General features: G+C 57.2%; 7 protein-coding genes and 4 tRNA genes. 5 read left to right on the forward strand and 6 right to left on the reverse strand.

What is annotated here, in order from left to right:
• Nucleotides 1–2 precede the first annotated feature (2 nt).
• The 3 genes from PROAA_RS09150 to acs all read right to left on the reverse strand — a co-directional run bounded on the left by PROAA_RS09150 (nt 3) and on the right by acs (nt 4,756).
• On the reverse strand, nt 3–722 hold the full coding sequence (locus PROAA_RS09150) for a 3'-5' exonuclease (protein WP_186411053.1): 720 nt from the start codon (nt 720–722) through the stop codon (nt 3–5).
• A gap of 2 nt (nt 723–724) precedes the next feature.
• A complete protein-coding gene (locus PROAA_RS09155) occupies nt 725–2,635 on the reverse strand; it encodes a DUF294 nucleotidyltransferase-like domain-containing protein (RefSeq protein WP_186411054.1) in 1,911 nt (636 codons plus the stop codon).
• 153 nt (nt 2,636–2,788) lie between these two features.
• Nucleotides 2,789–4,756: an acetate--CoA ligase gene (gene acs / locus PROAA_RS09160; RefSeq protein ID WP_186411055.1), complete on the reverse strand. Its 1,968-nt coding sequence runs from the start codon at nt 4,754–4,756 to the stop codon at nt 2,789–2,791.
• Between the two features lie 541 nt (nt 4,757–5,297).
• On the opposite strand from acs, the gene PROAA_RS09165 reads away from it, so the two are divergent.
• Nucleotides 5,298–6,830: a fumarate hydratase gene (locus PROAA_RS09165; RefSeq protein ID WP_186411056.1), complete on the forward strand. Its 1,533-nt coding sequence runs from the start codon at nt 5,298–5,300 to the stop codon at nt 6,828–6,830.
• 119 nt (nt 6,831–6,949) lie between these two features.
• Here PROAA_RS09165 and PROAA_RS09170 read toward each other — a convergent pair whose 3' ends face one another.
• Together PROAA_RS09170 and PROAA_RS09175 are read right to left on the reverse strand one after the other, a co-directional pair.
• The gene (locus PROAA_RS09170) at nt 6,950–8,272 is read right to left on the reverse strand and encodes a hypothetical protein (RefSeq protein WP_186411057.1); all 1,323 of its coding nucleotides are present in this window, start codon (nt 8,270–8,272) and stop codon (nt 6,950–6,952) included.
• A gap of 370 nt (nt 8,273–8,642) precedes the next feature.
• Nucleotides 8,643–8,717, reverse strand: a tRNA-Val gene (locus tag PROAA_RS09175).
• 100 nt (nt 8,718–8,817) lie between these two features.
• On the opposite strand from PROAA_RS09175, the gene gltX reads away from it, so the two are divergent.
• From gltX to PROAA_RS09195, 4 genes are all read left to right on the forward strand, one after another.
• Nucleotides 8,818–10,218, forward strand: coding sequence for a glutamate--tRNA ligase (gene gltX / locus PROAA_RS09180; protein ID WP_186411058.1), 1,401 nt, complete (start codon nt 8,818–8,820; stop codon nt 10,216–10,218).
• A gap of 83 nt (nt 10,219–10,301) precedes the next feature.
• A tRNA-Ala gene (locus PROAA_RS09185) sits at nt 10,302–10,377 on the forward strand.
• 25 nt (nt 10,378–10,402) lie between these two features.
• A tRNA-Glu gene (locus PROAA_RS09190) sits at nt 10,403–10,478 on the forward strand.
• Nucleotides 10,479–10,534: 56 nt separating this feature from the next.
• A tRNA-Asp gene (locus tag PROAA_RS09195) sits at nt 10,535–10,611 on the forward strand.
• A gap of 293 nt (nt 10,612–10,904) precedes the next feature.
• Here the strand turns inward: PROAA_RS09195 and PROAA_RS09200 are convergent.
• Nucleotides 10,905–11,255 carry a hypothetical protein gene (locus tag PROAA_RS09200; protein ID WP_186411059.1) on the reverse strand — a complete coding sequence of 117 codons (351 nt, stop codon included), beginning with the start codon at nt 11,253–11,255 and terminating at the stop codon, nt 10,905–10,907.
• Nucleotides 11,256–11,669: the final 414 nt, after the last annotated feature.

Below are 11,669 nucleotides of genomic sequence, written 5' to 3' on the forward strand. Positions count from 1 at the left end.
CTCTAGCGGCGCTCATGCATCCAGCGCCGTGCCTTCTCGATTTCAAGAAAACTGGCCGGCGAATCGGACCCCTTCTGATTTCCGGCGGCTATCGCCAACTGCAATAGCCTCGCTGTGGCATAAGCATCCGAAACCGCGTTGTGCCGCAAGAAGCTATCGATGCCAAAAGTCTCCAGCCAGTCGTCAAGTTCCATTCGGGCATCCGTCTGGAACTGGAAGAAGCTCGGAAGCACCCATGCGAGATCAATCCATGTCTGCCCGAGTTCCATTCCAAGGTATTCATGCATCGCTTTTTCGATCAAGGCCTGATCAAAGAAAGCGTGATAGGCAACCAAGGGAGATTTGCCGATATACCTTAGGAATGCGATCAGCGCTTCAGCCGGATCCATGCCTTCACGTTGGGCCATGCCGCCGATACCATGAATGAGAATGTTCTCGTGACTGCTCGCCTTATCCTGCCGCAGTACAACTTGAAAAGCATCCTTGAAATCGATCTTCCCATGGACCAGCGCGACCGCGCCGATCGAGATCAGGCGATCCTTTCGCATGTCAAGTCCGCTGCTTTCAACGTCGACGACCACATATCGGCAGCGGTTGTGGGCACGGTTGAGGTCTTCGGCGGGCAAGTGCTGCCATGCCTCGATCGCCTGACTATGTTCTGGCGAAAGACTGGCTTGTCGCTCCGTCTTGTTGCTGCCGAAAAACCTGTGTAACCACGACATGGTCAAAGCTGATAATCGAGTTTGAGACGCTTTTGGAGCTTGCGCGCCTGACGTAAAGCCTCTTTCAAGATTCGGCGATCGACCTCATTGAGATCGTCCGGTCGGATCACATTGTCTCCCGCCCGTCCTTGCGTCTGTTCCGCATGCTGATGGCGCAGACGCATCAGCTGAATGAAGTTGAACGCGTCGACCGCTGCTGCTACCTCGTCGGGCGGAAGATTCATCGTTGGCGCTGACTGCTTGAGCCGCTGCACTGTGTTGGTCGCCGACACATTATTGGCCAGGGCAAAAACCCGCGCAGCGTCAATGAAAAGCCGTGTACCGTATTTCTTCAGGTCGATGGTTCCCGGACGTGCCGGATCGGTATCCATGACGAAGTCGCGAATCATGCCCAATGGCGGCACCACGCTAATGGCATTGCCCACCATCATGCGGAGAAAGATCGGCGTGTTTCTTGTGCGCCGCAGAAGCGCCAGCCGCATGCGGTCTGCCAAATTGAATTTTCCAAACAAGGGCCTGAAGTCGAAAAAGATCGTCGCATTGAGCAGCGCCTGAGGTTCCGGCGTGCGAATCCAGTGATCGAACTTTTCATCCCATTCCTCCAGCGTCAGACACAATTGCGGATTGCTCGCCATGATGTTGCCTGTGCAAAACGGAAACCCACACTTGTCCAGATCCGCGTTGACGTCCCGAGCGAATTCAAGCAGTACCAACTGCGTCTGCTCGCGATCCATGATGTCGGTGCAGATATAGACAATCCCGTTATCCTGATCCGTGGTGAAGGTTTGTTCGTCCCGTCCTTCGGAACCGAACGACAACCACGCCCATTCAATTCCTTCGAGGTCATGCTTGTCGAGATTGAGCTCAATGATCCTTCTCGTCAGCGTGTCGTTCAGCGCCGAGATGAACTGGGTGATCTGTTCGGCACCCACGCCCTGAGCAAGCATATTCAGCGAAAGCTGCCGAACATCCTGACTTGCCAGCAAGAGCATTTCGATACTCGTCGCCGTGTCGATCGTCTGGCGAATCTGGCGCAGTCCTACGCGTTGCAGCGTGAACAGGTCGCGCTCGGACACAATCCCCTTCAAACGCCCACCCTCATCAACGGTCAGCACGTGCCGCACCCCGTGCGTGGCCATTGCCAGCGCAGCGTCGTAGGCATTGGCGACTATCGGCAAAGTGACCGGGCCAGGCGACATGAATGAGCGAATCGGCGTATCGAGCGACTCACCCGGCAGAACGATCCGTGTGAGCACATCGGTTTGCGTAAAGATACCAAGCGGCTGCTGGTCAGTATCGATGACGATTATCGAGCCGATATTGCAACTGACCATTGTCTCGATGGCCTGACGGGAAGGCGTATCCGGCGTGACCGTAACCGGATCCCTCTTGATGATCGAGGCCAACGACGAATTCATCGTTTGCTGTTCGGCAATGTGCTGTGAAAAATGTATTTGCAACTGCTGCCGGGACTGACCGAGAAGACTGGAGAGATACTGGGTACAGAAGATATTCAGCACCGAGCTCATCTGCATCAGCGCGAAAAAGTCCTCGGCCAGCAGCTCGTAGCAGAACACGTCTCCGAGCGCCGTATAGAAGCTGGTTGAGGGTCGTTGGGCAGCCACCGACCCAATCGAAAAACCTTCCCCCGGCCCCAGAGTCAGCATCGACTGTTCCATCACGTTGGATTCACCCGCATGACGAACAAGAACCTTGCCACGCTGCAAAATGCGGAAAACCCGCACTACGCCAGTCTCCGGAGATACGATCACGGAACCCTTGGGATAATAGGCAAGCTTGACATGCTCTGCAAGGTACTCCAGCGCCTCCTGCTCCATGCGATCAAACGGTGGGTAGGATCTCAGAAACTCGATCGTCGCCGAAACCAGCATCGCCGTCGCACTGTTGTTCATCCCTACCCCTTCTCCCCGGCCGATAAAAACACACGGGCCGACACACACTGTGTGCCGGCCCGAAAAACGGTCTTCATTTGCCGTCTAGTCATGCTTGATGCATCGAATCCAGCCACTAATTCGTCGATGCACGCCTCCTCGACCCAAACCGGATCAATTACCCCGCAACTGCTCGAGAATCGCCGGATTCTCCAGTGTCGAAACATCCTGCGCAACCGTATCGCCCTTGGCCAGCGAGCGGAGCAGGCGACGCATGATTTTTCCTGAACGCGTTTTCGGCAGATTCTCGCCAAAACGAATATCCTTCGGCTTGGCAATCGGGCCGATTTCCCTGCCAACGTGATCCTGCAGCTCCTTGATCATTTTCGTGGCCGCCTCGCCCACCGGACGTGCTCCCTTGAGAACGACAAAAGCGCAGATTGCTTCGCCGGTCAGATCGTCAGGACGCCCTACCACCGCCGCTTCTGCAACTTTTGGATGGGAAACCAGTGCTGACTCGATCTCCATTGTACCCATGCGGTGACCGGAGACATTCAGCACATCGTCAATGCGGCCGGTGATGGTGAAGTAACCCGTATTGATGTCGCGCACCGATCCGTCGCCGGCGAGATAGAGCTTGCCGTTGAAATCATTCGGGTAGTAGGAATTCTTGAAGCGTTCCGGGTCATTCCAGATGTTGCGAATCATCGCGGGCCAGGGTTTTGAGACAACCAGCAAGCCACCCTTGCCCCAATCGAGCTCGGTACCGGTTTCATCGACAATGGTCGCCTGAATGCCGGGGAAGGGCAGCGTACACGAACCGGGCACCATCGGTGTTACGCCCGGCAGCGGCGTGATCATGTGGCCACCGGTTTCTGTCTGCCAGAACGTATCCACGATTGGGCAACGGCCACCACCGACGTCGTTGTAGTACCACATCCATGCGGCGGGGTTGATCGGCTCGCCCACCGTGCCCAGCAAGCGAAGCGAAGACAGGTCGTAATTGGTCGGCGCAACCGCCGGATTGGTATCGGAGGCCTTGATCAGCGAGCGGATTGCCGTCGGCGCAGTGTAGAAAATGCTTATCTTGTGATCCTGGATCATCTTCCAGAAACGCCCGGCATCCGGATAAACAGGAACTCCCTCGAAGACCATCTGCGTGCCGCCACAGGCCAAAGGCCCGTAGGTGATGTAGGTGTGCCCGGTAACCCAACCGATGTCTGCGGTGCACCAGAAGAAATCGTTCGGCTTCAGATCAAAGGTCCACTTCATGGTCAACACAGCGTGTAACAAGTATCCGCCGGTCGAGTGCTGCACGCCCTTGGGCTTGCCGGTTGAACCGGAGGTATACAGCAGGAATAGCGGATGCTCGGCTTCCACCCACTCAGGCTCACACACGTCAGACTGGCCAGCGATAACGTCGTCCCACCAGATATCACGACCCGCAACCATTGCGCATGGGCCGCCCGTACGCTTGAACACGATCACGGTCTTGATCGTCTCGCAACCGCCCAATGCAATCCCTTCATCAACTGCCGGCTTGAGTGGAATCGTCTTTCCGCCACGGCACTGTTCGTCCGTTGTGATCACGGCAACGGCGCCGGCATCGTTGATCCGGTCACGCACCGATTGTGCCGAGAAGCCGCCAAACACCACCGAATGTATGGCACCAATGCGGGCACACGCCTGCATGGCAACGACCCCCTCGATACCCATAGCCATATAGATAACGACGCGATCGCCTTTCTTGATACCTTTCGCGCGCAAGCCGTTGGCCAAGCGGCTTACCTGGGCCAGTAGTTCCTTGTAAGTCACTTTCCTGACTTGCCCATCATCGGTCTCTGAAACGATCGCCAGTTTGTCGCCCAGCCCGGCTTCGATGTTACGATCAAGGCAGTTGTACGAGGCGTTCAGCGTTCCATCAGCAAACCACTTGAAGAAGGGAGCGTTCGACTCATCAAGCACTTGCGTGAAGGGCTTCTTCCAGCTCACATGTTCACGCGCCAAACGAGCCCAGTATCCGGTGTAGTCTTTGCTGGCTTCATCACACAATGCCTTGTAGGCATCCATACCGGAGATCGTCGCCTGCTTGACGAATTCGGCAGACGGCTGAAAATACTGAACGGACTCATTTGCAGACATATCTAATCTCCTGTGCTGTGTTCAAAAGAGGTTTTTCAAATCGAAGGGGACGCGCACCGAAACCACCTGGAAGCCACCTACACTCCACCTACACTCGCCATTCACAACTCGGTGCAACATGGGGGCAGACAATGCCTTTGACCTGCCACAAAAGTCAAGTGAATAACGGTGAATTAGATGCCTCCTGTCTTACATGCCACTTACACAAACATGCTCGGCAAAGCTATTTCACCTGAACAGATCTCCACCGGTTAATCGACCTGAATTTGTTGCAGGCACTAAACGTGGTGCGTGTTTGATGCCAATCCGGAGGATCAACCGAAAGGTGATCGGCGATTATAGCAATAAACACTGCCCAAGAAAGATCATGGAGCGATTGCCGATTGGCAATGATGGACGGCGAGGGAGGCGATCGATTGATGGTAAAATTCTTGGCTGCGCAACTGGACCATGCCAAGAGTCCCAACGAATCAGCCCCGCTCAAAGCAATACACCGTGACCCACCCAGGAACAACCCGAAACCTTTGATAGAAAGCCTGATATGACAGCCATTCGCCAGGAAGACCTCATCCAGAGTATCGCCGATGCGTTCCAGTACATCAGTTACTACCACCCGCTTGATTTCATCACGGCGCTGGGCGCAGCCTACGAGCGCGAGGAATCACCTGCTGCCAAGGATGCGATTGCCCAGATTCTGACCAATTCACGGATGTCGGCCGAAGGTCACCGCCCGATCTGTCAAGACACCGGCATCGGCATGGTCTTCCTCAAGGTCGGCATGGACATCCAGTGGCCGGATGCCACGATGAGCCTCCAGGAAATGGTCAATGAAGGTGTCCGCCGCGCCTATGCCGACCCGGACAACCCGCTACGCGCATCAGTCCTCGCCGATCCATACGGCACGCGCAAGAACACCAAGGACAACACCCCGGCCGTGGTGCACTTCGAAATTGTTCCCGGCCACCACGTCGAGGTCATCTGTGCGGCCAAAGGCGGCGGCTCGGAAGCCAAAGCCAAGTTCGCCATGCTCAACCCCTCGGACGACCTGGTCGACTGGATTCTCAAAACCGTGCCCACCATGGGCGCCGGCTGGTGCCCTCCCGGCATCATCGGTGTCGGCATCGGCGGCACACCGGAAAAAGCCATGCTCATGGCCAAGGAATCGATCATGGCACCGGTCGACATTCAGGAACTCAAGGCCCGTGGCGCAGAAACCCGTGCTGAGGAATTGCGTCTCGAACTCTACGAAAAGATCAACGCTTTGGGTATCGGTGCGCAGGGTCTAGGCGGACTGACCACGGTGCTTGATGTCAAGGTTCTCGACTTCCCGTGCCACGCCGCCAATCTGCCGGTCGCACTGGTTCCCAACTGTGCCGCAACCCGCCACATCCACTTCCATCTCGACGGCTCCGGCCCAGCCAAGCTCGAACCTCCGAAGCTCGCCGACTGGCCAGCGGTGACCTGGGTGCCGGATGTCAAATCCGCTACGCGAGTCGACCTCAACACGCTGACCAAGGAACAGGTCGCCGCCTGGAAGCCTGGCCAGAAACTGCTTCTCAACGGAAAGATGCTTACTGGCCGCGACGCCGCACACAAGCGTATTTCCGACATGCTGGCGAAAGGAGAAAAACTGCCTGTCGACTTCACCAACCGCGTCATTTACTACGTCGGCCCGGTTGATCCCGTGCGCGACGAAGTGGTCGGCCCGGCCGGCCCGACGACAGCCACGCGCATGGACAAGTTCACCCGCATGATGCTGGAGAAAACAGGCCTTATCTCGATGGTTGGCAAGTCCGAGCGTGGTCCTGCCGCGATTCAGGCGATCAAGGACAATAAATCGGCTTACATGATGGCCGTCGGCGGTGCCGCCTATCTGGTCGCCAAGGCGATAAAGACCGCCAAGGTTGTCGGTTTTGCCGATCTGGGCATGGAAGCCATTTACGAATTCGATGTCCAGGACATGCCGGTCACCGTGGCCGTTGATTCAAACGGCACGGCAGTGCACACCACCGGGCCGAAGGAATGGCAGATCAAGATTGGCAAGATTCCTTATGCCGAGCCCGTAGCTCACTGAGCATCAGCGCGAGACCCGATCAAAACCGGCCATCAGCCGGCTTTGATCCCAAGTGCGTTGGAAACAGCTCGATTGCATCTCGCGTGGCGCACTTCAACTAGCTATAGTCTGGGATAGGCTCAGGCACCGACGCTATCGACCAGCCGCATGACCTGCACGGGATCGGTGACGCTCGACACCCGGAGGATGACCTTCTCGCCGCCGAGTCGCGCCAGCCGCATCCGCCCATAAACTCCGTTCCGGGAAAACGTCAGCGCTTTGGCGCCCGGGATTTTCTGCGTGGTCCAGGTGTTGCCGCTAAGGCCAGTGACTTTGTAAAGTGGCGCGCCGACGTTACTGCCCTGAATGTAAAGCGTATCGGTATCCACGTCATAGACGTTGCCGGCAGAAAATAAACTTCCGCTCATTTGCAGCGCAGCAGCGGTAAAGTCGAGGTGCGAGGCATCCGTCGAGGATAACTGTATCTTGTCGCAGTATTTGGCCCAGTGCCTCGAACCAGCGTCGATCGCTTCTCCGTAACGAGCGCGATGATAGTAGAGCTTCTGGGCTGATTTGCCTTCATGGCCATAGAAGCCGAAGCACTCGCGCCTTTCCTCGATCCACCCCCAGCAGGAATGCACACTGACAATGTGCGCCCATTGTGTATAACGCGAGGTCCACACGCCCAGGCTGGCCGGATTCCATAGCGTTGCCTGGCGCCCTTCAAGCGCCCATCTCCAGACGTGGTAAGACGCGTGCGGCCCGTAGATATTCGTTCCATCGAGGAAAGCCGCCGAGGCGGACAGGTCAACATTGCTCTCGCCGATCGGCTTCCAGTTTGTCGGACCGACGTGCTTCTTCGTGTCGAGGTCGTAGATCGTATTCGCGCCGCTGGCGTAGAAAATCCCGCCGGACTTGTTGGTCGTTTTGCCGGTGATGACATGCATCACCGCCGGCGGAATCCACAGCAGTGACCAGCTCGTATGCACGGCGCCCGGTTGCCCGCTCTTGAGCATCGACGACCACCACGATTCGCCTGGCGTGAACACCGGCTTGCCATCGACGACCTTCCAGTCGCCGTTCTCGCTCTGCGGATCGCGGTCTTTGGCGCGGTCGAAGAGCAGTGTCGCCGCCTTGAGCCGGTAGATCGCCGTCTCGCACGAGCTGGTGCCGAAGTGTCCGCCGCCGGTAATGAACATTTCCTGTGCAGGTTTGCTCCATGCCGCGCCCGACCAAGTATTCATGATCCCCGTCCAGCTTGGCGCGCCGGAGCGGGCGGTGTAATACGGCGTCTCGACCGCATCAAGCAGAGGCGGCGAATCGACGAGCACATAGCGGTTCGCCGGCAAGCCTTGCCAGTTGCCCACCGGAATAATGCCGTTCTCGTCGCGGGTCGGCGACCACGTCATCGTTCCGTGGTCAATGATTGGCGAGTTTGATGAGAGCAGTGTCGGTTTCTTCATGACAGGACCCGATAGGTGATTCTGAGGCTTTCAAGCAAACGGGTTATGAAAGGACAACAAAGGTCGTTCGCACGCACGGTTGACGCAGCCTAGTACACATTGTTCCAGTTGACAAAAGTCCGGTTTGCAAAAAGGTGGGGCCTGGTTCGTATCCTCGGGCCGGAGGTGTTGAGTGACCCGAGCAACGACCAGCTTCGTCCTTCGTGGGGTCCCTTAGTTGCTACGGAACGGAAGAGAAGCACTCGTCGACGCGAAGAAGGCCGACAGGGCCTATCCGCAGATAGCCGCAGCGCGTCAAGCCATCGGGCGCATTGGGTAGCCGGGACCGCTCTTGGAGGGCCTCGCTTGGGAACGGCTACCGATGCCTAATTGGTGGGCGGTACTGGGTTCGAACCAGTGACCCCTGCCGTGTGAAGGCAGTGCTCTACCGCTGAGCTAACCGCCCGATAGAGGACGCGCATTACACCATAGGTCTGCACGGCGGTCAATTTACAGCGCCACCTTTCCACTACAATGTGCGCTTTACGATTTCCTGCTTCTTTCCAATGAAAATGATCCGTACCCGTTTTGCGCCCTCACCGACCGGCTTCCTGCATATCGGTGGCGCCCGCACTGCCCTCTTCTCCTGGGCGTACGCCCGTCATCACGCTGGAAAGTTCATCCTCCGGATCGAGGATACGGACGTTGCGCGCTCAACGCCTGCGGCCGTTCAGGCGATCCTCGATGGAATGGACTGGCTCGGGCTCGCACATGACGAGGGCCCCTTCTACCAGCTGCAGCGCATGGATCGCTACAAGGCAGTGATCAAGGAGATGCTTGATGCCGGCACCGCTTACCACTGTTACACAACGCCTGAAGAACTCGACCGCATGCGTGAAACGCAGCGCGCCACAGGCCTGAAGCCGCGATACGACGGCACCTGGCGCCCGGAGCCGGGCAAGACGCTGCCACCGCCACCCGATGGAGCGCTACCGGTGGTGCGCTTCAGGAATCCAGTAGAAGGGAAAGTGGTATGGGATGACCTCGTAAAGGGCCGCATCGAAATCGCCAATAACGAGCTCGACGATCTGGTAATCGCCCGCGCCGACGGCACCCCCACCTACAACTTCTGCGTGGTCGTTGATGACTGGGAGATGGAAATCACGCACGTCATCCGTGGTGACGACCATGTCAACAACACGCCGCGCCAGATCAACATCCTCACGGCGCTCGGCGCTGAAGTGCCGCTCTACGCACACCTTTCGATGATCCTCGGCGATGACGGGCAAAAGCTCTCGAAGCGACACGGCGCAGTGAGCGTGATGCAGTACGACGATGATGGCTACTTGCCGGAAGCCGTGCTCAATTATCTGGCTCGGCTTGGCTGGTCGCACGGCGACGAGGAAATCTTCTCGATGCAGCAATTCTGCGAATGGTTCGACCTCGATCACATCACGCCATCGGCCGCGCAGTTCAACACCGAGAAACTCAACTGGCTCAATGCCCATTACATCAAGCAGACAGACAACGCCCGCCTTTCGGGGCTCGTTCGTTCCCGGCTCGAAGCACGCGGCATCACAATCACCGACGAGCCCTCGCTTGAAGCAATCATTGGCCTCTACAAAGAGCGCATGAGCAATTTGAACGAACTTGCCGATGCCGCCGAGGTGTTCTACATTGACCTGCACCCCAATGCCGATGTCCTGGCGTTGCATCTGACACCGGAGATCTTGCCGGCTCTGGCGGATTTCATCGACGGCGCCAAAGGTGTGGAATGGGAGGCACCCGCCATTGCTGCATTGATCAAGACATGTATCGGCAAGCATGGACTGAAGATGCCCAAGCTGGCCATGCCGCTGCGCGTGCTGCTTACCGGACAGACGCAAACGCCGTCGGTCGATGCCGTTGTCGCGCTGTTTCCGCGCGAAATTGCGCTCGGGCGGCTGGCCGCAGCATCTGTCGGTTGAAGCGTGCCGTTAGTAGCCCGCAGAAGGCACAAAGCACTTTACAAGAACTGACCCCATCCCTATAATGCGCCCTTCTTTCGAGCGGGGGTATAGCTCAGCTGGGAGAGCGCTTGCATGGCATGCAAGAGGTCCGCGGTTCGATCCCGCGTACCTCCACCAACAAGCCGAGAGAAACATCGTCCGGGTCCCCATCGTCTAGAGGCCTAGGACACTACCCTTTCACGGTAGGTACCGGGGTTCGAATCCCCGTGGGGACGCCAAGATTGGTCTGTGGTTGCCAGGCACAACATGCCGCAACCCTCGATTCAGAAGTATTGGAGTGGTAGTTCAGTTGGTTAGAATACCGGCCTGTCACGCCGGGGGTCGCGGGTTCGAGTCCCGTCCACTCCGCCAACATTCCCCAATGGCTGTTTTCGCAACCGAATCCATCGGATGCGAGAGCAGCCATTTTGCGTTTGCTGCCGATTGCCGTGCGATTTCAATCTACATCGCTTCCAGTCGGGTCAGAGCCGTGTCGCCTTTACGTGACCGCGTTTTCCTGTTCCCTCCCTGTTCAAAACCCAAAATCAGCTTGTTCCTTGACCTGCGAAACGTCGCTGGACCAGCGGTATTGACCGGGCTCGGTTACCATGCCGACCCGAACCGAGTCGAGCTCGATACAGCGATAGCAGGCCAGAAGATAGGTTTCAGCCTGAACGAGGCTGGAATTGTAGCGGCTCTCCTACAGGTTGCCAGTGCGCCGGCAGAAGCGATTTGATGTATCGGGCATAGCGCCGTCCCAATGACTGCATCAGCCGGTGAACATAGTTGGTCATCAGCACATAGGCATGAAGCGCCCGAGCGTAGCGCCTGCCGGGTTCAAGCAGTTCGTCCTTGAAGAACTGGCAGTCTTCGTCACTGGTGAAGACTGCGTCGCGGTTGTGGCCACTCAGGATGACATGCTGAGGTACAACTGAACTTGCGGCCGGAGATAAGCGTGCAACCAAATCCCCGTGGCCTTCATCAGAAAAACGCCTTGCAAACCCGGAGGCGCCCATCTAATTTTAGATATGCGGTTAGGCCACGCTGGTTGCCGTGGCCGAGCCTTCTTCGCGCTGTGCCTGCCGCTTCGCGTCGCGCGTAAGTCTCTCGGCCACTCGTTCCACGAAAGATAATCCGAATTTTGGGTTCTATACTGAGATCACGGATCTTTGAATGACTGATGTCATCTGCAAGATTCGGGGTCGAACACCCGCCGTCCTTGTGACAATTCGCTCTGCGGGAACACTGAGCTTTCTGCCCCCGTTGAAGCCGTCGTCAAGACAGGGAAGGGAGAAATGCCGAGGATGGCAAGAGTAGGAACCTCGGAATATTGTTTGTTGCCCATTTGCACGTGCAAGTCCGATAAACAGTAATCAACGCAAGGAGGCACACATCATGGCAGTCAAGGTTCTGATCAAACGCAAGATCAA

It is taken from the genome of Candidatus Propionivibrio aalborgensis, assembly GCF_900089945.1.
GTDB lineage: Bacteria > Pseudomonadota > Gammaproteobacteria > Burkholderiales > Rhodocyclaceae > Propionivibrio > Propionivibrio aalborgensis.

Excerpts from the sequence above, each read along its gene's own strand:
- PROAA_RS09165 (WP_186411056.1), top strand. The coding sequence starts at position 5,298 with ATGACAGCCATTCGCCAGGAAGACCTCATCCAGAGTATCGCCGATGCG.
- acs (WP_186411055.1), bottom strand. The coding sequence starts at position 4,756 with ATGTCTGCAAATGAGTCCGTTCAGTATTTTCAGCCGTCTGCCGAATTC.
- PROAA_RS09155 (WP_186411054.1), bottom strand. The coding sequence starts at position 2,635 with ATGAACAACAGTGCGACGGCGATGCTGGTTTCGGCGACGATCGAGTTT.
- PROAA_RS09150 (WP_186411053.1), bottom strand. The coding sequence starts at position 722 with ATGTCGTGGTTACACAGGTTTTTCGGCAGCAACAAGACGGAGCGACAA.
- gltX (WP_186411058.1), top strand. The coding sequence starts at position 8,818 with ATGAAAATGATCCGTACCCGTTTTGCGCCCTCACCGACCGGCTTCCTG.
- PROAA_RS09170 (WP_186411057.1), bottom strand. The coding sequence starts at position 8,272 with ATGAAGAAACCGACACTGCTCTCATCAAACTCGCCAATCATTGACCAC.
- PROAA_RS09200 (WP_186411059.1), bottom strand. The coding sequence starts at position 11,255 with ATGGGCGCCTCCGGGTTTGCAAGGCGTTTTTCTGATGAAGGCCACGGG.